Source organism: bacterium (assembly GCA_030247525.1).
Taxonomy (GTDB): Bacteria; Electryoneota; JAOADG01; order JAOADG01; family JAOADG01; genus JAOTSC01.
In genome coordinates this window covers 1-20,380 of record JAOTSC010000052.1, presented here as the reverse complement: position 1 = coordinate 20,380, position 20,380 = coordinate 1, and the positions used below count along the sequence as shown (strand labels likewise).

13 protein-coding genes and 1 pseudogene are annotated in these 20,380 nt (G+C 49.1%); all 14 read left to right on the top strand.

Annotation, left to right across the window (positions count from 1 at the left end):
- The first annotated feature begins 201 nt into the window (after nucleotides 1-201).
- Nucleotides 202-618 carry a hypothetical protein gene (locus OEM52_06835; GenBank protein MDK9699838.1) on the top strand — a complete coding sequence of 139 codons (417 nt, stop codon included), beginning with the start codon at nucleotides 202-204 and terminating at the stop codon, nucleotides 616-618.
- A complete protein-coding gene (gene pilO, locus OEM52_06830; GenBank protein MDK9699837.1) occupies nucleotides 618-1,202 on the top strand; it encodes a type 4a pilus biogenesis protein PilO in 585 nt (194 codons plus the stop codon). Before OEM52_06835 ends, pilO begins: the two co-directional genes overlap by 1 nt.
- Before the next feature lie 6 nt (nucleotides 1,203-1,208).
- Nucleotides 1,209-1,748 carry a general secretion pathway protein GspB gene (locus tag OEM52_06825; protein ID MDK9699836.1) on the top strand — a complete coding sequence of 180 codons (540 nt, stop codon included), beginning with the start codon at nucleotides 1,209-1,211 and terminating at the stop codon, nucleotides 1,746-1,748.
- The gene (locus OEM52_06820) at nucleotides 1,745-4,177 is read left to right on the top strand and encodes a hypothetical protein (protein MDK9699835.1); all 2,433 of its coding nucleotides are present in this window, start codon (nucleotides 1,745-1,747) and stop codon (nucleotides 4,175-4,177) included. The genes OEM52_06825 and OEM52_06820 overlap by 4 nt, the downstream gene beginning before the upstream one ends.
- 8 nt (nucleotides 4,178-4,185) lie before the next feature.
- Nucleotides 4,186-6,366, top strand: a complete 2,181-nt coding sequence (locus tag OEM52_06815; protein MDK9699834.1) for a L,D-transpeptidase family protein — start codon at nucleotides 4,186-4,188, stop codon at nucleotides 6,364-6,366.
- On the top strand, nucleotides 6,363-10,295 hold the full coding sequence (locus OEM52_06810) for a hypothetical protein (GenBank protein MDK9699833.1): 3,933 nt from the start codon (nucleotides 6,363-6,365) through the stop codon (nucleotides 10,293-10,295). Before OEM52_06815 ends, OEM52_06810 begins: the two co-directional genes overlap by 4 nt.
- Nucleotides 10,296-10,309: 14 nt before the next feature.
- A complete protein-coding gene (locus OEM52_06805) occupies nucleotides 10,310-13,030 on the top strand; it encodes a T9SS type A sorting domain-containing protein (GenBank protein MDK9699832.1) in 2,721 nt (906 codons plus the stop codon).
- A complete protein-coding gene (locus tag OEM52_06800) occupies nucleotides 13,027-13,698 on the top strand; it encodes a cohesin domain-containing protein (GenBank protein ID MDK9699831.1) in 672 nt (223 codons plus the stop codon). The genes OEM52_06805 and OEM52_06800 overlap by 4 nt, the downstream gene beginning before the upstream one ends.
- A 46-nt stretch (nucleotides 13,699-13,744) precedes the next feature.
- Entirely contained in the window at nucleotides 13,745-14,470 is a 726-nt protein-coding gene (locus tag OEM52_06795) for a hypothetical protein (protein MDK9699830.1), read from the top strand.
- A 78-nt stretch (nucleotides 14,471-14,548) separates the two neighbouring features.
- Nucleotides 14,549-15,613: a type IV pilus twitching motility protein PilT gene (locus OEM52_06790; GenBank protein ID MDK9699829.1), complete on the top strand. Its 1,065-nt coding sequence runs from the start codon at nucleotides 14,549-14,551 to the stop codon at nucleotides 15,611-15,613.
- A complete protein-coding gene (locus tag OEM52_06785) occupies nucleotides 15,613-17,619 on the top strand; it encodes an ATP-binding protein (GenBank protein MDK9699828.1) in 2,007 nt (668 codons plus the stop codon). Before OEM52_06790 ends, OEM52_06785 begins: the two co-directional genes overlap by 1 nt.
- Nucleotides 17,612-17,983, top strand: a complete 372-nt coding sequence (locus OEM52_06780; GenBank protein ID MDK9699827.1) for a response regulator — start codon at nucleotides 17,612-17,614, stop codon at nucleotides 17,981-17,983. The genes OEM52_06785 and OEM52_06780 overlap by 8 nt, the downstream gene beginning before the upstream one ends.
- Nucleotides 17,980-19,653: an ATPase, T2SS/T4P/T4SS family gene (locus OEM52_06775; protein ID MDK9699826.1), complete on the top strand. Its 1,674-nt coding sequence runs from the start codon at nucleotides 17,980-17,982 to the stop codon at nucleotides 19,651-19,653. The genes OEM52_06780 and OEM52_06775 overlap by 4 nt, the downstream gene beginning before the upstream one ends.
- 468 nt (nucleotides 19,654-20,121) lie before the next feature.
- A pseudogene (locus tag OEM52_06770) lies at nucleotides 20,122-20,380 on the top strand (sigma-54 factor interaction domain-containing protein).

Here is a 20,380-nt window from a genome sequence, read left to right as displayed (position 1 = left end):
ATTCTTGGAGGGGCGGTTGTTTTATTGCTGTTGATTATTCAAATCATTGCCGAAGTAGCGTTAATCAAAACCAAACACGAGCAACAACAACTCTTCAACCGATTGATGGCATTGGAACCCGTGCATTAAGAGTATACCTCGCTCACTGAAAGATTAAGTCAGTTAACGAAAGTTGCCGCCACCCGTAACGCCGACTTTTCGATGTTGTTTCCCGAGCATATCTCGCCGGGGGATTTAGTGAAAGTCGTTGCGAATAGCGCTCCTATTGCAGTTCGATTAACTGCGATTCGCACCGGGTTACAAGAAGTCGTGAAGGCAAGTCTTGAGCCGAACCGTCCGTTAACAGCAAACGAGCGGCAAACCGCTGCTCTGGAGAGAATTGCCGATCCCAACGCCGCGAATGCCGATTCCTTGTTGCTTCACGGCTCGCAGCGGGTGATGTACGTCGATGGTACGATCTCCGATAATGCGCTTTATGCGGAAGCAACAGTCTTGCAATATGTATTGAAACTGGAAGAGTCGAAACTGTTTGGAACGGTAAAAGTGATAGAACTAACACCGGTAACAAACCGGAATGCAAATGCGCGGTTCCGGTTGGAACTGGGATTGGGGAACTAATGTTGCTCTCCCGTCGTACCGATGTGAATCCACTGTTAGGTATCATTGGCATTGTCGCATTGACAGTGGCATTAGTGATCGTTTGGTGGTTTGCTTTTTGGGCACCGTCGCTTTCCAAAAAAACACAGCTCCTCTCATCGATGGTGCAGCAGGAAGAGCGCATCACTCAACTCGAACGTGAGAAAGTGGCGATAGTTGGAACAAGACGACAGATCGAACAACTAAATAAATCGATTGGTGAGTGGGGACAGCAGTTTCCTGACAGTAAAGTTGCCAACCGCATTTTCACCGAACTGACAGTCCTCGCCCGCTCCTATGGTCTGCGAGCGGTGCGGATGAAGCCATGGCTCCAACCGGGAGAAACTCCTCACCGCAGCTCGGGTATTGTCGGAGGCTACCTGTTAGAACGGGTACCTGTGACGATTTTGCTCGAAGGACGATACGTCGGGGTATCGCATTTTATCGAAAGGCTGCCGCAACTACCTTACCGTGTTGTGCTGCAGGAGATGAAACTTAAAGCAGCAGCGGGCAGCAGTAATGTCTATGTATTACTTGACCTGTATCTCTATTTCCGAAAAGGTTAAAACCGGATGCAGAAACTGAAAAAATCCGAAAAACGGTTACTTATCATGATTGGGATCCTTGTGATCGTGTTCCTGATAATGGATCCGTATAATTTCTTTGGTGCACCGGAACCGCCGAAATCGGCACCGGAACAAGCCAATGCAACAACAACCCCGGAAGCGCAACCGACTCCGACAACTGCGAAACCGACGGCAAGAGCCACTGGAATGCAAAGAGCGGATTCGCTCTCCAATGCGTTGGCAATATTGTCCGGCAAAACGATGTGGGAACACGATCCATTTTTCGCAGAAATCATTGCCGATGCCGAAAATCCAAACACGAGCCAGTTCCATCTATCGGCTGTTTCGATTGTGAAGAACGACAAAAGAGTAATTCTTAATGGAAACATCCTTGGGGTGGGCGACGATCTTGATGGTTGGCGGATAGTCGAAATCCGACCTGACGGAGCGACAATCTCACGACAGGGAAACACCCAACGACTGAAAGTCTCGACGAAACCGCCTGCAGCGCCGGCGACAGCACCTGCAACCGGAGCGCGACAATGAAACAAATAATTGCCATTGGTACGATACTTCTACTCATTTCCGTGGTGGCGGTCTTCGCCGTTGAGTGGGATGCACCGGTTTCACTGTCGGTGCGCGATACGCCCATGCAGGATGTTTTGCGACTATTAGCACAACAAAACGGTTTTAGCATTGTTACCCATAGCGATTCCCTCGGAACGGTTTCGGTAGCTTTCAATGATGTGCCACTTCGTAGCGCGTTAGCGGCGATTCTTTCGGCACGCGGGATGTCGGCGCGGTATGAGGGCTCTGTAATAATTACCCGGCCGGATACGCTAATCAATCCAGCCGAATTGGAAACTGTAGTATTGCGGCTACGTTATGTTGATGCGACCGATGCGAAAGCGATGATCGACAGCTCGAAAGTTCTTTCGAAAAAAGGTCGAGCTGTTGTACTAACACCGAGTGCGGCGTCGCGCTATTTAGCGCCATTTGGGTGGATACAAACACAGGAGATTTCACAACGGGGACCGAAAGTGGGCGACCGCGGTGAAGCGAAAAGCGAAATCATCATGATTAGCGATTTGCCGCAGTACATCCCAAAGGTCGAACAAATCATGCGCGTGATTGATCGTCCGCCGCGTCAATATGCTATCGAAGCTCGATTCGTTGAAACGATTCTATCGAAGGATGACAAATTCGGAATCGATTGGGAGAATATTCTCGCTGCTGAAGGCGGAACCGGGAAACGAACCGAATGGTCATTGGGTACGCCGCCGGCAGCGGCAAGCGATGCTACAAGCACATCGACTGCAAGCAGTTATCTAACGTTTGGTACACTATCAGGAATGCAATTCAAGAGTGTGCTTGATGCGTTACAACAGAATGGCGACTCAAAATTAGTTTCGCAACCGCGCATTGTTGCGCAGGATCGTCAGAGCAGCGTGATGGAAGCAGGCGTTACCTATTGGATCGCTACCAAACAGGCAACGCAAGGCGTTGGCGGCATCAGTGAATCGTATACTTACACTGAACGTTTGATCCCGGTTCGCCTTATTGTAACGCCGCAGTTAATTGCCGACTCGCTCTTAATGATGGAAGTACAACCGTTAGTGCAGGAGATAACCGATTTTCAGATTGGTCCCGACAAACAAGAATTACCGGTAATCAGTACGCGAACAACCGTCTCCCGGTTGATGATGAAGTCAACCGAAACCGCGATTATCGGTGGACTCATGAAAGAAAGTATGGTTGAAGAAGCAACCAAAGTAAAAATCTTAGGTGATATTCCATTGGTTGGGAATCTCTTCCGCCAGAAGAAGATGGAGAAACGCCGTACCGATCTTTCGATCTTTCTTACGGTGACGGTGTTACCGGAGCCGGTATTACCGCCAATCTATATCGAGCGAATTCCAGCGGCATTTCAAGTCGATGCATCGTCGTATTTTGGAATCCCCGTGGCAGGAACACAGGCTGTGTTGAGTTCCGAAAAGCCAGCAATGGTTGTATCTCCAACGCCATCGGTTTCGATCGAAAAAGTAGAAAAGGCGGAAACAGCTAAACCCACTCCGGCAAAACCTGAACCGGTTTCAACCCCTTTGAAAACAGCTGTTGAGCCGAATCAGAAATCTCAAGCGCAACAACAACCTGTTGTAGCAGCAAACAAACCTCTGGTGCCAAAATCTGATAGCGCGAAAACCGTTCCCAAACTGGTTGAAACAGTATCGGCTCCACCACGTGATACAGTTAAGGTAACGACTAAGACGTCCTCTCCGGTTGTAACAACACCGTCAATATCGAAATCGGATGCGGACACCACCAAAAAAATTGCGCCAACCACGGCATCGATTGTTACAAAACCGGCAGTCGTTGACACCGCAAAAAAGGCGGTCGAACAGAAAGCCACATCCACTTCTGCTGTTAAGCCAACGGTTATTGATACCGTGAAACAACCTGCTACAAAGCAGCAATCGCTCGCTCCAGCAAAAACGATGGTAGATACAGTAAAGAAAACAGCGGTGAATGTTGCACCAACCACATCGACGATCGCACAAAAAATCGACACCACGAAGAAAGCAGTTGTTGCCCAGCAACCCGTAACGTCGGTGGCGAAACCGGTTGTTCCGCCAACCGATTTATTCCCCCAAGCGGAAGCAACATCGTTTTTCTCCGCTTGGTTGAAAGCTTGGAGTGAGGAGAACATTGACGCTTACCTTGCCTCCTATAGCGATGAGATTCGTACAGATGGCAACTTTGAAGCCCGGAAGCGGGGATTGTTTGAAACTTCAGGCGATATCCAAGTATCTGCAGATAGTGTGAAATGGATGCGGGAAGGCGAGTTATGGAAAGTATCGTTTCAACAGAAATATCGTTCAGACATTAAGCAGGATACTGGCACAAAAACCATTGTGTTGCGCAAGAACCAAAGTGGAATCAAGATTATTCGGGAAGATTTCTCGAGCGAGAAGTAAGAGTGGAAATGATTGGCAAGTTTGTTTTGATTGGTAGTGTGGGAGATCGAGTCGGAGCGATTGCAGAGTCGTTTGCGATCCCGATTTTTCGCATATCCGATTTCTCACTTGCCGAGCAGATAAAACCTGCTTTACTCGAAGCAAACCAGTTGTTGGTTGTTATTGCCGAACCAAAATTCTGGTCGTCAGACTGGGAACAGTGGATACAAGCCCTCCCAGGTTTGAAACTGTTTTGGGGATTTGGTAATCCGATCAGCGAAACCGGACCGTGGCTAACCGTTCCGGTGGATGAAAAAAATGATGCGGTTTGGATGTTGAAAGGACTATTCGATGCGGCAGCCTTCGCAGAGAATGTTGCCAAACCGATGTTGACGAATGCCGTTTCAGAATTGTTAACTCCCCATGCTGAAGTGTTTGTCCGCAAATGGTTGTTACCCGGCGAATCTGACCGTGAGTATTTCGATGTTCGAGTACAACAAATCAGCGCCGCTCGCGTTGCGATAATGATGGTGGATGCACAGGCATTACAACGGTTGCATCCCCGAATCGCCGCATTGGTCGGAAGTTATTTGCGCCGCTCTTATCCTACGCCCAGCGACCGAGACGAAGAGGGGAGAGAAGTATTTCAAGCGATTGTGTTGCAATCACAACCAACGCAACCATCTATTGCAATCTGGTACAACCGTTTTGCCAGTGCCAAACCGATGACTCGGGATGATGTTAAAACAACTCCTGAATCAGAACCTGTTATCGAGTTACAAACTATCGTACCCATACCTGAGAGCGTAGTACAAGAGATATCGGTAGTTGAAGAAACCGTACCTGTGCCTATACCCGAAGGTTCAATTGCAGAATGGGAACAAACGCATTCTTTAGAAATGATCAGTAGTGATGAAAAGGTTCCCGAACGGTTGCCGGAAAACCCTCAACCGCCTGCATTTTCGACAACTCCCACTGGCTTGCGTTCTTGGCAACCCCGCCCGCCAGCAGTAATTCGCAGTGCAGCATTAGCACTCGATCCCGATACTGCCAAGCTGTTTGCCGATGTCGAGCGAATTTCGGAAATGGAAGCCCGTTGGAAACCTTCTGATTCCGAGAATACAACTGTCACAGCTTATAGTAAGCCCGGCTTTCCTTTACGAAACATTCTTGTCCCGTTCGCAGCTCTGCTTGTTCTTACGATTGTCTTTGTATTGTTTTCAAAAAATGGTTCCGAAGCATCGATTACTCCCGTCAGAGCAGCGCATGAAACAAAAAACATCGAACCGACCAAACAAAACGCTACTGAAGCAAACAAGGAAGCGACAACGACCCCACCAATAAAAGCGAAGCAAACGGAATTGGGCGTTGTGCTACCACCACGGGAGTTATTGAAAGTTGCACCGGGAGTGGCGATTGTTGTAGTTGACAAATCTGCTGATCGCTTATGGGTGTTGAAAGACAATCTAATTCTATTTGAGACGGAAGTGGTAACCGGTGGCGAGCATGGTGATAAACAGCGAGAAGGCGACCGAAAAACCCCGGAAGGGGTTTATTATATCACCAAAATGAAAGAGGGGCTCGGTTCCGAATATGGTGGAATTGCGATGACATTGGATTATCCCAATGTATTAGATCGAGTCGAAAATCGGAATGGTGGGGGTATCTGGTTACATGGCGTACCAAAAACTACGCTAAATGAAGTGTTTTCGACTCGCGGCTGCGTTGCAATGCTCACACCCAATTTAAGGCAGTTGATATCCTTGGTTAAACCTTACGAATCGCTGGTTTATATCCGTGAAAGGGAACCAAAATCAATACCGAACTGGAAGTCCGAAGTAGAACAATTTTTGGAACGATGGCGAACCTCATGGATCGAACGTGATATCGAACGCTACATGGCGTGTTATGCGGAGAAATATGCAGGCGATAATGGCAACTTCCGACAATTGAGGCAACATAAGGGGCGGGTTTTTCAAAGTGTCGCTAAAATTGAAGTTGGATACACATCTCTGACAATTATCGTCCACGGTTCCTATGTCGTAGTCCATTTCCGGCAGCGGTATCATGGGGAAATGAATGATGGTTCTGTTAAAGAGGACAACGGTTTGAAACGGTTATTTCTACAACGCGATTCGGATGGGTTCCGAATTGTATCGGAAGAGTGGATAATGCAAAGTACTGGTGCACAGGAGGTCGCTAACCGATGACCCCGAACATAAATCGTCACTTTTGGCGCTGGTTGCTGTTTGTTATCCCGCTCATCGCTTTGATAGCATGTGACCGGGAAGGGAGTATTTCTCCACAATCGGCAGACCAAGGGTTGCCGTTTCTTGCCGAACTAACCGTCGCCCGTTCCAGTCTTATCGCTGGTTCCGACACTACTTTGCTTACTGCACGGGTGCTGCGTCTAAACGGCGAAGCCGTTGCAAATCAGCTCATCCGTTTCTCGGCAAAATACGGTTCTGTAAACGATTCGGTGAACACCGATAGCGCCGGTTATGCTCGAACCATGTATTTCTCGCCATACCGAACAACGATTGACACGATACACGCTTACCTCTCCAGTTATTCGTCGCGTACAGCAATCGTCAACGTTGCACAACAAACAACCGGTATTTTGTCGTTTGTCGCAGCCCCTACCTATACGAATGCATCGGGTTCCGATACGGTGCAGGTAACGGCGTATTTATCTGCCGCTGATACGACAAGTGGTACTACGGTTACTTTTACGGCAACTGCGGGAATTTGGCTCGGATTAAACGAGGTGACCCCTGTAAATCGCATGGCAACATTACAACTTCTCACTCCAGTTTCGCCAACCGATCTATCAATCGAAATCGTTGCCAATTTGAATTCAGGAACAACGGCGCAGGTCACGCGGCGTAATGTCACCATTACCGCCTATGGCGTGAGCATCCTTCCGTACCCAACTCCACTGCAGCGTGTTGTGGTTGGATCGACACAGAATACTTTTTCCGTAGCAATACGAAATACATTACTGCAAGCATTACCGCATCGATTGGTTCACTTATCCGCAGCGCACGGTTGGACGAGTGAATCGACTCTCAGCGATGCAACCGGCATGGCGAGTTATCGCTACGATGCCGCGACAACCAGTATCAGCGGCGATACGATTGCTTTACGTTATCCCGACAATACGATTGCATCGTATCAGTATGTCCAGTATCTCCCGTTGGTCGCTAATTGTTTTGGTTCGTCCGATTCACTTTCCCTTCGTGCTAACGGCGTATCGACTACCACCATTCGCGCTCGTGTATTCAATGGTTTAAATACCCCTTCGGTGCTTACACCTGTTACCTTCAGTACATCACTTGGGACAATCGACGCGGGTGGAGTAACTGACGATAGCGGTATGGTTGAGGTTACCTACACCGCACCAGCATTGGCACTCGACGGCACTGCCCGTATTGTGATAACAGCAACTTCGGTGACGACAACCAGCGAGCTATCCGTTCGCGGTCCCGTTAAAAAGAGTGTTCGCTCAGTAACGTCAAAATCATCGCTTGAAAAAGTTCTACCTTCGAGCAACCCGGTCGATGAGTTCGATGCATTGACCGACACCTTGTACTTACCGTTGCGCGGTGTCGATTTACAACTAATCCCATCGCGGGATTCGCTAACGATTGGCGATTCCATCGCAACGACATTTATGATCCGGTTACATGAAACCACATCACGGGTGCCGATTGGCGGGGCTACTATCCACCTCGAAGCGTCGAGTGGTTCGATTGCCGGAACGGTTGCGACCGATAATGGTGGACAAACATCAGTTACCTTTACGCCTCCATCACAACCACAAACGGTTGTCGTTACTGCGCGGTATGGTAACGGTATTATGACCAATGCGAATGTGGTATGTGTCGAACGACCTGCCGGTGTTCCAGCAAATATCGTATTCATCTCAGCCGACCGGACACAAATCGGTGTTCGTGGTTCCGGTGATCCCGAAACGGCAAATCTTGTATTTGAAGTGCGTGATGCCAACGGTCGACCGGTTCCGCCCTCATCTCGTGTGCCTGTTTCGTTTGAATATGAAGGTTCAATTCCCGCATCCTTGGAACCCTTAACTGCCGAAACCGACGCCAACGGCAGAGTAATGACGACGGTAAATGCGGATACCGTTGCCGGAACCATTCGGGTGATTGCGCGGGTCATCGGTCGGAATATCGCTTCGCAAGCAATCGCAGTGGCGATTCACGGCGGCCCGCCCGACCTTACACATTTTACAATTGCCTTTGATCGTGCGAATCTACCGGGATTAATCTGCGTTCTTACCGATACCGTTCGCGTTGTAGTCGGTGATCGTTACGCAAATCCGGTTCCAATAGGTACTTCAGTGTACTTCACTACCGATGGCGGCGTCATCGATGGTTCGGCGCAAACCGATTCGTTGGGGCGCGCCCGTGTTGTCTTGTTGACTTCACAACCGACCCCGGCAACGGGACGAGCGACAGTTCGAGCCCGTACAGTAAATGGTTTGGGTGACACGATTTCGGTTGCCGGACAAGTAATCTTCTCAGGCGCGATTGGTTGCACAGTAACTCCGCTCGGGGCAGATACTGTTTCCTTTGGTGGGCAACGTTCCTTCTCGATAAATGTGAGTGATGCGTTGGGAAATCCGCCTGTCGCTGGATGCTCTTTGGTTGTGAATGCGTTGCAGATGGATGATCAAGGCAACTGGGTCGAAGGGAATGGCATCTCCATAACCGGACCCGGTACCAATGGACGACCCTACGTTTTCTTAGGCGGCGAAACACCACCGACGTTTACTGTTACCTCCTATCATAATGTCTCGGGAATTCGGAATCGTGCCGCCCGGATTGAAGCTTATGCCTCAAGTCCCGCACCTTGTGAAGGAAATGGCAGTGCTGCCGACTACTACAACTTCTCATTGATGGGACAGCGGGTTTCTGCTGCCCTGTCGCAAGTGAATGCAACCCCATCATTCGCGGTTGCCAATGGTTCCGAACAAATTACAGTCGGGATCGTGTTGCGCGATGTGCTCGGGAATTTTATTGCAAGTGTTCAGCCGGGCGACGTATTTGTTACTGCATCAACAACTGCTTCTGTTCGCGTTAACCAGCCGACCGCGGCAACTGATCAATCCGGTCGTACTTCCGCATCGATGACGGCAACCAGTGTTGGAAACGTGTTGGTGCAAGTGCGGATTCAACCAGCCGGTGCCAATGTATTGTTGAGTAATCAACCAGCAGTGAGGTTCGGTGCCGGAGAGGCACAATTTGTTTTTGCCGCTCCGTTCCGGCCATCGGTCGAAGTGGGTGGAGATACGGTGCATGTCACTGCAACCGTAGTAGATGAAAACGGCAACCGAGTGGAAGACAACTCACTGGTGGCATTTGCTACCGACTTAGGATCGTTCTTGAATCCCATGCAATTCACGTTAAACGGCGATGCGACTGCGGTACTGGTCAGTGGTACCACTGTTGGAAGAGCGGGATTGACAATTTCTTCCGGGAATGCCAGCGGTACATCCGCCGTGCAATTCATCGCCGCCGAACCGGCAAACATCTCGGTTGTTGCCGATCCCGATACTATCGCTCCTTTTAGCATCAGTCAAATCACAGCAAACGTTACCGACCGGTTCGGCAACAATGCGAGTGGTGCAACGATTCAATTCTCGTTGCCAAATGATTCGACCGGTGCGGCAATCGCTTCTCCTCGCCTTACCAATCAAATGGGAAATGCGATAACGACTCTGACGGCTGGTCGAAGCGGTAGTTACATTCAAATCCGGGCGGCTTGGTCGACCAATCCGACGATATTCGGCGAATCTTCGGTATTGGTGCAAGGAAATCCTGCGCAAGGGTTACAATTGGAAATGAATGCCGCGCCAACGACAATTCTCACGAATGAGTCTTCGACAATCACCGCCATCGCAACCTATGATGGATCGCCGCTCAATAACCGATTTGTTCGCTTCCAGCTCTTGAGTGGGAACGGAATCGTGGTACCCGACTCTTCGTTGACAAATCAACAGGGTGTGGCAACAACGCAGTATCAGAATTTGGGGATTAGTGGACCAGTGCGAATCCTTGGCAGCATTCGCTATCAAACGGAAATCGATACCAGCGGTGTATGGATTCAAGTACAGTAACGGGGCAAATTAATATGAAGAAATATTCGTTATTAATCCTTTTTTGTTTGCTCTCGACTGGGTTTGCTCAGCCGGTTTTGAAAACTGGTTGGCCAATGGCAACAACTTCGGTTGTCACAAGCTCCCTTACTGCTGCCGATGTGAATTTTTCACCAACATCAAAAGAAGTAATTGCGGTTGACCAAGCTGGCACATTGTATTGTATCAACACCAATGGCACGACGTTGTGGTCGACGATTGTTAGTACCGATGGTTCAATTTCCTCACCCGCAATTGGTTACATCAATACCGATGATACTCTGGATGTTGTACTGGGTGCGGCGAATGGCAGAGTCTATGCCTATAATGCAATGACCGGAAGAGCACTAACGGGTTGGCCGCGTGATCTGCAAGATGGCCCGGTCAATTCATCAGCGTTGTTGGTGAATGTCGATGCTGATACGCTATCCGAAGTCGTTATCGGATCGTTTGGCGGGAAGCTCTGGTGCTTGGATGGCAACGGCAGCACGTTGTGGTCGCGCCAGCTTAGCCAACAAGGATTACGCGCCACCGCCGCCGCTGCTGATTTGAATCGCGACGGTTTGCCAGAAATCGTGGTGGGCGATTACTCCGGTTCGCTCTATGCGTTAACTATAGGAGGGGCGAATCTCAACGGGTTCCCGGTAAGTACCGGAGGAGCCATCGATGCATCCCCGGCAATTGGCGATTTGGATCGCGACGGTTGGTTTGAAATTGTCGTAGGAAATCGTGCCAACGTGATTAAAACCTATCGCAACACCGGTTCTCTTTATTGGACCTATCAAGGAACGGCGCAATTCGATGCATCGCCGGCGATTGGTTTTGTCAATAATTCGGATACGTTGAATGTCGCCGCAGTCGATCGTAACGGCGCAATCGTGCTGTTAACCGGCACCGGTAACATCGTCACCGGTTTTCCCGTTTTGCTGGGTACCCAAGTGCAAGCCTCACCGGTGTTGGGAGATGTAAGCGGGGACGGATTCGCGGACATCGTCGTCGGAGCAACGAACTTGATGCTCTATGCTGTGACCGGCAACGGCACGCACGTAACGAATTGGCCGTTGCGTCCCGTAGCGAATCCCGGACAAATCCGCGGAGCTGCGTTGCTTTCCGATATAGATAACGATTCTGTAATCGATGTTGTTTTTGGGACTTGGAGCAATCGAGTTTTTGCCTACTCTTGCGGCGTGCCGTCGATTCCCGTCGAGCGGTTCCCTTGGCCGCAATTTCATCGCGATGAGACACACTCCGGTGTGAACCCGACATTAGGGAGTGGTGGTGGCGGTTCCGAAATTCAAGTCGCGCAAGTTTCTGTTTCACCCGATTCGGTGTATCTCAATGCTGCACAATTCGACAATGTAGTTCCGTTAACTTTTAGTGTCGCCGAGGCACGCGGTGTTTACGGTTTCAATATTGTATTGAAAATTCCGCCTATGTCGTTTTCACCATTATCTAGTCCGAATCCGCCGGATTTAGTAGCGGCAGGCTCCGTCCCGACCAGTGCGCAAGCGTTGTTTCAATATGTTGCCGATACGACCACGAATCTTGTCACTGTTGGCGCAACGGCGTTAGGAAATAATCCGTTCCCGACATCCAATGGCTCGCTGTTTACTTTGATGTTGCCGATTCGCGGCGGTGTAATCACATGCGGGGCAGAATCATTGGCTGTTTCCATTGAGTCGATTTCGTTGCGGGATAGTGCGTTGCGGCCGATTCAACTGCAATTGGTCGATAGCGCACGTACTGAGATTTACATCAGGGCTTGGGATCGTTGCGATTTCAATATAAATAACACTGTTAATGGACAAGACGCCAACATGTTTGGACAAATGTTCGGCGCAACCCAATTCGATTTGGAACAATGCGGCAGCGATACCGTGTATCCGGTCTGGTGTCCAACTGGAATGCAGCAATTGCCTTGTAGTGGCGATCTTTGGCCAACCACCTATGGCGATTTTGTAATCGACGGGAACGATTTAATGGTCTTCGGACAAGCGTTCGGCAGAATGCGTTCGGTTGGTTCCCCACCACGTCCGACTATACCGAGAATCGCTTCGGAACCATCACCGGTGCGTCCACAGTTGTCAATGGATTCCCAATTCGATGCAACAACCAACGAATGGGTTACTACGATTCGAGTGACTGATGTTCGTGCATTGCATGGTTGGCAGCTTACGTTTGATTCCTCGACGCCCTTAACGACGAGTGAAGGGACAATGCTCAACGGTGACGGTATACCAACCGTAATGCTGACCAATCGTAATGGCAACCGGACATTGCTCGCGGCGACTCGTTTATCGAATGGAATCGGCGTTACTGGCAGTGGTGTTTTAGCGGTTGTTCGCACATCGCAAACATCACCGTTGCTCACCGACGCCGTTTTGCGCGATAGCGAACTGGAAGAAATTCCCTTGCATGCAGTAACAACTCCGGAGCGAAGTGAGATTGCCATACCACAATCGATGTCGATGACTGTCGCGCCGAATCCCTTCAATCCGGTGACTACCGTAACCTTGCAGTTGCAGAGCGCTGTGAATGTTACGGTGACCGTAATCGATGAGTTAGGGCGTGAAGTCGAATTGATTCATCAGGGCATTCTTCCGGCAGGTAATCAACAGTTTGTTTGGAACGGCAGCCGGTTTGCCGCCGGGAGATATTTTGTCCGGGCGATGTCGTCGTCGGGTGTCGTTGTGCAACCGGTGACATTATTGAAATGAGATTGTTTTCGCTGGTTGCTGCGCTGTTTGTTTTAAGTATTGCTTGCGCACAACCACGCTTGACACCGGTTTCGACACCGACAGTATTTGGTGTTAACGATACAGTGCGGGTTGTTATCGATATCGATTCGGTGACCGGTCTCAGAGGGTATGGTGTTGTTGTACATCTACCGACATCGCAAGCTCAGTGGCTGTATACGCAACCCGGTACGCTGCTTTCCGGTTCGCCGGGCGCATTGTTCTTTTCCAACATTGATACGGTAAACGGTGTGATCAATGTTGCTGGGACGCTTACGGGCAATGGTGTGATTTCCGGTTCCGGTAGCTTGTGCAGTCTCACGCTTCGCTCTAACGATGCACCACTTACATGGGAGTGGCGACCCGGCTCAGAACTGTATAACATTACGTCAGACACCATCGCTTGCATTCGCAATGAGCCGCAATGGTTGGCATTATCGCCGAGTTGGCAATGGTCGAGCCATGTCACTATTGAGCGGGCCGCTTCGGACATGCAAATTCGTTGGGAAGCGATGCCGAATGTTCGCTATCGAGTCGAGCAAGTTTTAGAAACTGGTTGGTCGGAATTGGCAGTAACCGATAGTCTTGTTTTCACTGTTCCGTATGTGACCGGGTTGCAGCAGTATCGCGTTCGTCTCATCTATCCATGAGTATAGAAATTTTCGAGATAAAAATATGTACTTACCGGGAGTCGTTATGATTCTTCGGATATTCCGGAAAATCGCAATCACCCTTTCCCTTCTGACTTTCGCGACAATCGCATTCGCGGATGATTCGGAATGGTTACCGTTTCGCACTGAACTTCGGGCAGATGCCATGAAATGGGAACAGGATGGCGCCAAACTCACTCGATCCGTTGCAGCATTAGAAATTGCGATGCCGTTGTATAAAAATCTCTATGCGGGACCAATCGTAACGCTCGGCCAACTGGACATCAAAAAAGTTACCCCGGAATTTTCAACGCCGCACCGGCTTGGGTTTGGCGCTACATTGCAATATCGCAACCTGAAGATTGCTGATAAGCTGCGGGTACATATCATCGCACGGGCAGATGGCCAACGGCAACGGGTCACTGAAAACCAATCGCTGGGAACAGGTACTATCCATCACAAACAAACAGTTACCGCTTATCATCTCAGTGGAATTGGGGAGTTCGAGTGGAAAGTCGTCGGTTGGGAGATTGCTCCTTTTATCGGAATCGTCGGCGACCGGATCGACCGTAAGATTACGATCGATGGATACAACACTCAATTGAACGATTGGTCGGGATTGTTACCGTTTGGCGGGGTACGCTTCAGTCGTTGGTATGGCGCATATTACACCGGTTTGCGCGGTTTTAGCGGTGGCGATAATCGTTTTGGTATCGAGCTCAGTGTGGGTCACGATGGGGCGCGGGAATCGGCATTGGCACGTCGTCGTTAAATCGGAAAACTAATGAATCATTTCCTACCAAATGTTTACTATTCGCCCGATTCGCGGTTTGGGGCAAACCTCGGAAGAATGCCTGATATTCTCGATTTGCTGAAGGAAATGACCGAATACGGTGCTTCCGATTTACACTTAGTAGTAGGAGCTCCACCCCAAATTCGGATTGACGGCATTTTGCAAGCGCTTGAGTATCCACAACTGACGCCCGATCAAACAAAGTCGTTTGCGGACAAATTACTGACTCCCGATCAACGGAAAGATTTAGCGGTTAAACGAGGAATCGATTTCTCTTTCGGTATCACTAATTTTTCCCGTTTTCGCGCTAACATTTTTTATCAACGTAACTCCATTTCGCTCGCGTTACGCCGAATCCCGTATGAAATTCCCGATTTTGATTTTCTTGGCATCCCGCGCCAAGTACAAGATTTGGCTAACCGTAACAACGGTTTAGTGTTGGTAACCGGACCGACCGGAAGTGGAAAATCGACAACGCTTGCCGCTTTAATCGATAAGATTAATAGCGAGAAGAATGCGCATATCGTTACGATTGAAGACCCCATCGAATATCTCCACTCCCACAAGCGAAGCTTAGTAAATCAACGTCAAATCGGTGCCGATGCTTTGTCATTTGATACTGCGCTCCGACATGTATTACGGCAAGACCCGGATGTCATCCTGATAGGTGAATTGCGAGATTTCGAGACGATTGAAATCGCTCTAATTCTGGCAGAAACCGGGCATCTTGTGTTCGGTACTTTGCATACAAATTCCTGTGCGCAAACCGTGAATCGCATTATCGATGTGTTTCCCTCGAATCAACAAGATCAAGCCCGAGTACAGTTATCGTTGGTATTGCAAGGGGTTGTTGCCCAATTGCTGTTACCGAAACCGGGCGGTGGTCGCGTATTGGCTACCGAAATCATGATGGCAACTCCAGCGGTCCGCTCAACCATTCGCGAAGGTAGAATTCACCAACTCGATAATCTGATTACGACTGGACAGCAATACGGCATGCAATCGCTCAACCATTCATTGCTCGAATTGGTACAAAGCGGTTTTATTCAACGAGAATTAGCGCTTACTGCCGCTCCCAATCCCGGCGAATTAGAACAACTAATGCACCGACAGGGTATCTAATGGAGAATGGAACTCAGCGCATTCTTGTGGTCGACGACGAGCCGGAAATCGCTGAGCTGGTCTGCACGTTTTTGTCGGGTGAAGGTTGGGCTGCTGATCCGATAACCAACTCCGAAGAAGCACTTCCGGTTATCGAGACTGGAAAATACGATTTACTGCTTACCGATTTGAATATGGGCAAACTCAGCGGACTCGATTTGTTGAGTTTTGTCCGGCAAAAATCCCCTTTGACCTCTGTGATTATTTTAACTGGATACCCTTCGCTGGATACTGCTGTGGAAGCATTGCGAAACGGCGCTTCCGAGTATTTACAGAAACCGGTCGATTTCAATTTATTGCGCGAAGTCGTCAAACGGCAGCTTAAAGCAGTTGCGTTGCAGCAAGAAGTAGCTAAACTCAATCGACAGATTCGTGACGAGCGAGACAATCTGCGATTAGCGGTTGCAGAAGCACAGCTCTTTCGTAGTTTCAGCAGCCGGATCAGTGCCATGGTCACCTTGCCAGGTGTCTGTGAAGTATTGCTTCAGACGATAGAAAGCGTGATTGCATTGGATGCGACATCAGCTACCTTGCCCGACTTGCAAATGACGATGATTCGCGAGCACCGAAAGATTTCCCAAGAAGTTATCGATCATATCAGTCATAGCTCATACGATTTAGCTGGTATGCCGATGCCGGAACACGACTCTGTTACCTATCTTGGTAAGCCGACTGAATCGGGCATCGTGAAAATGGTACGGCGTGAATTACGAGTTCCGATTTACCTTCGCAAAAAAGTAATTGCTGCAATTCTTCTCGCGCGAGAAGAGGATGTTCCATTTACCATTAAAGAGCAGGAGTTTGTTCGGGCAATTGCTGTGCAAGTAACCGACGCGTTCCAACGGTTATCGGAAGTGATCGAGCAACAGCGCAGCCGAATGCGGCGAGTGTTCGACAGCTTGTTCGATGGCATTGTGTTTTTGGAAAGTGAGCATGCGAAACCGCTACTAAATCCCCAAGCCCGTGAATACCTCGAGCTAACAAGCGAAGAGTATAGTGATACTTTTGTGATAGGTGAGCGAATTGGGGTCGATATTCGTGAGACATTTCGGGCATTGAAAGAGTCACCCGACGAGAATCCAACTACCTCGAAAGAGCTGTTAACGATGACACGCGGCGACCGACGGCTAATACTCGAGCGGGAGGTCGCGTTAGTCCCGATGCCGGAGACGATGTCGGTCGGTTTGCTTATCGTATTACATAATGTCACCTACCAGCATGAAATTGAGACTTACAAACGGCGCTGGGTTGCGAATACATCCCATGAATTGCGAACGCCTACTGCTGTTATCAAGGAGTTCATAACACTATTCCGAGAAGGTGCGTTAGGTGCGCTAACGCAACAACAACTCGAATTTATTGATGTAATTTTCCGTAACATCAAACGACTCGAGCAGTTGATTGAGAATCTTTTGACTGTCTCCCGGATGGATCGCGCCGTGATTGATGTGAAAGGCGATCCAGTCGACATTCATTTAATCGTTAATGATATTGTCAAGGGAATGCGCACAGTCTATGCGAAAAAGCGAATGACTTTAGTGTATGATGAAAATGTTACGCTGCCATTTGTACGGGGAGACCGCGAAGCAATCCAACAAGTCATTAGCAATCTGCTCGACAACGCTTACAAATACTCAAACGAAGAAACCACGGTGATTATCTCAGCGAGTTTATATGAAGACCGGTTTATGCGGATCTCGGTTGAAGACCAAGGCTTTGGCATTTCTGCCGAAACATTGCCGAAAATCTTCGACCGCTTCTACCGGGAACCGGTTTCAGCCGCTGCTGCACCCGGTTTAGGTCTCGGCTTGTCACTGGTTAAGGAATTGGTCGATCGAATGGGTGGCAGGATTCAAACCGAATCAAGTGTCGGAGTCGGAACAACCTTTCGTATTATTTTGCCGTTGTTTGCAACTGCTGGATCAAACAACTCGCTGCCGATAGTAGAGGGAGTTATAAATGGATAAGAAGCGAATCTTGGTAGTTGAAGACGAACCCGATTACATGATGGCTTTAACGATTCGGCTATCGGTCGCTGGCTATGAAGTAATTCAGGCGACCGACGGGTTACAGGGGTATGCGCTGGCGAAACGCGAACGCCCCGACTTAATTCTGCTCGACATCATGTTGCCAAAAATGGACGGTTTTAAAGTTTGCCGATTACTCAAATTTGATTCAAATTATTCGTCGATTCCGATACTTATGCTAACGGCACGCGGTATGGAAGAGGATTTGAATTTAGGTTCCGAAGTTGGGGCGGACGGTTACTTGACGAAATTGATCGATCCGAAAACCTTAATCGAAAACATCGAAACGTTGTTGCACCGATGAACCGACGACAAAAATTCGGCGACCTGCTGGTCGAAAAGAAACTGCTTTCTCCCGTGCAGTTGGCAGAAGCGATTGCCTATTCCAAACAGGAAAATAAAAAACTCGGACAGGTATTAGTAGAGCTAAATGCAATAACTGAAGAGCAGCTCCTCGATACCCTTTCCGAGCAATTGGGTACCCCTTTCTTCTCGCTGAGCGATTACCAATTTGATACAAAAACGGTTGAGAGTATTCCCGAAGCGGTAGTACGCGGAAACCGGATTCTCCCGCTGTTCATCATCGGAAATACATTATCGCTGGCAATGGAGGATCCCACCGATATTCAAGCAATCGACCTTGCTTCACGGCTTACGAACCTCCGTATCGAACCGGTATTAGTAAGCGCTCGTGAACTCAGTTCTGCCCTCGATCATATCTTCGGTTCGGAACGGGTATCGGACGAATTGGTCGAAATCATAGGAGAGCCGATCGACGAGTCGGTCGATCCGATTGCCGCCAGCCAACTTGCCAACGATGCACCAGTAGTTCGGTTAGTTAACCATATTTTCTCGTCGGCGATTCGTGAGCGAGCCAGCGATATTCACTTTAATCCCGATGAGAAAGGTCTCCGGGTGAGGTTCCGGGTTGATGGTGTATTACGAGAAGTCGAAACATACCCGCATAAGAGCATGGCTGTTATTTTATCGCGTGTCAAGATTATGGCGAACCTCGACATCGCAGAGCGCCGAATACCGCAGGATGGTAGAGTACCGTTGCAGATCGATAACAAGTCGATTGATATGCGGGTGTCATCGTTACCAACCTCCCATGGCGAGAACATCGTTTGTCGTATTCTCGATAAATCGAATTTGCAAGTAGATCTTTCGAAAATTGGATTGGATGCGGCATACGATAAAGTCATTCGGATGTTAAGCCGTTCCAACGGTATTGTGTTAGTTACCGGGCCAACAGGTTCCGGGAAAACGACAACTTTATACTCAGCAATGGGAATTTTGAATAAGATCGACGTGAACATAATCACAGTTGAAGATCCCATCGAGTACAAGTTACCCTTGCTTAGGCAAGTACAAGTGAACGTTAAAGCGGGTTTAACCTTTGCCTCGGGACTCCGTTCCATTTTACGGCAAGATCCCGATATCGTGATGGTTGGTGAAATTCGTGACCGCGAAACCGCGAAGATTGCCGTTGAAGCTGCCCTCACGGGACACTTGGTGCTTTCGACTCTGCATACGAACAATGCCCCAGGTGCTCTTACCCGGTTGGTGGATATGGAAGTTGAACCGTTCCTCGTGGCGAGTGCGACTGCCGGAGTTATTGCGCAGCGATTGGTGAGGAAGGTGTGCGCTGGATGTGCCGAAGAGTATGAGCCTGGCGAAGTGATGGTAAAATCACTGGGACTTGACCCAACAAAAGGTCCTTACCGGTTCAAGCGTGGAAAAGGTTGTCGAACCTGTAATGGCGTCGGGTACAAAGGGCGGCTCGGAATTTTTGAAGTGTTTGAAATGAACGATGAAATTCGTGAATTAGTGGTTTCCCATGCTTCAACTGATGCATTGAGAAGAGCAGCAGTGAAAAGCGGCATGATGAATTTACGGGATGACGGTATCGCTAAAGTTCTAAGTGGAGTGACAACCCCGGAAGAGGTTCTTCGAGTGACTTCGCTGGATTAATGCATGAACAAGCGTCCGAAAATCCTTGCCGCCACTCTCGATCCGGGTTTTCGTAAACGGTGTGAGCAAGCATTTCCCGCGCAGTGGGAATGGGCGCATACCACTGACAGCATCCTCGCACTACTTGCTTTGGAATCGACCGCTGCTTTAGTCGTAGATGTTCAAATGAATACAGTAGTGACGGGCGACTTATTTTCTGAGGTTCATAAACTCCTGCCAAACCTTCCTATCCTGCCGGTATCCAGTTCCGGGAAGCCGCTTACTTGGCGAATCGGAAATCTTGCGATTGAAACATGTTCACTTGAAGATGCCTGTATACACCTCGGCGAGATTCAAATATTGCTGCATTGGAGCAGGCGGGTTACTGAAACTCAGAAAGTGATAGAGAAACGGTTTGGAACCGCTGAGCTGGTAGGCGCTTCGCAAGAAATGGAAGCGGTGTTTGAACGGGTCGACTCACTACGCGATACCCGAGCTACCGTTTTGTTACAAGGGGAGTCGGGTACCGGGAAAGAACTGCTGGCACGGCTTCTACACTCTGTTTCCGCATGTCGCAAAGGTCCTTTTGTCGCAATCAACTGTGGTGCCATCCCGGAGCATTTGTTAGAATCAGAGTTATTCGGATATGAACGTGGTGCCTTTACCGGAGCAGTTCGTCAGAAACCCGGTTTGTTTGAGTCAGCCAAAAACGGAACTCTGCTACTCGATGAGATTGGTGAACTTCCCC

What these genes read in the sequence shown, in the direction of transcription:
- OEM52_06835 (MDK9699838.1), top strand. Translation starts at nt 202, where the DNA reads ATGTTGTTTCCCGAGCATATCTCGCCGGGGGATTTAGTGAAAGTCGTT.
- pilO (MDK9699837.1), top strand. Translation starts at nt 618, where the DNA reads ATGTTGCTCTCCCGTCGTACCGATGTGAATCCACTGTTAGGTATCATT.
- OEM52_06825 (MDK9699836.1), top strand. Translation starts at nt 1,209, where the DNA reads ATGCAGAAACTGAAAAAATCCGAAAAACGGTTACTTATCATGATTGGG.
- OEM52_06820 (MDK9699835.1), top strand. Translation starts at nt 1,745, where the DNA reads ATGAAACAAATAATTGCCATTGGTACGATACTTCTACTCATTTCCGTG.
- OEM52_06815 (MDK9699834.1), top strand. Translation starts at nt 4,186, where the DNA reads ATGATTGGCAAGTTTGTTTTGATTGGTAGTGTGGGAGATCGAGTCGGA.
- OEM52_06810 (MDK9699833.1), top strand. Translation starts at nt 6,363, where the DNA reads ATGACCCCGAACATAAATCGTCACTTTTGGCGCTGGTTGCTGTTTGTT.
- OEM52_06805 (MDK9699832.1), top strand. Translation starts at nt 10,310, where the DNA reads ATGAAGAAATATTCGTTATTAATCCTTTTTTGTTTGCTCTCGACTGGG.
- OEM52_06800 (MDK9699831.1), top strand. Translation starts at nt 13,027, where the DNA reads ATGAGATTGTTTTCGCTGGTTGCTGCGCTGTTTGTTTTAAGTATTGCT.
- OEM52_06795 (MDK9699830.1), top strand. Translation starts at nt 13,745, where the DNA reads ATGATTCTTCGGATATTCCGGAAAATCGCAATCACCCTTTCCCTTCTG.
- OEM52_06790 (MDK9699829.1), top strand. Translation starts at nt 14,549, where the DNA reads ATGCCTGATATTCTCGATTTGCTGAAGGAAATGACCGAATACGGTGCT.
- OEM52_06785 (MDK9699828.1), top strand. Translation starts at nt 15,613, where the DNA reads ATGGAGAATGGAACTCAGCGCATTCTTGTGGTCGACGACGAGCCGGAA.
- OEM52_06780 (MDK9699827.1), top strand. Translation starts at nt 17,612, where the DNA reads ATGGATAAGAAGCGAATCTTGGTAGTTGAAGACGAACCCGATTACATG.
- OEM52_06775 (MDK9699826.1), top strand. Translation starts at nt 17,980, where the DNA reads ATGAACCGACGACAAAAATTCGGCGACCTGCTGGTCGAAAAGAAACTG.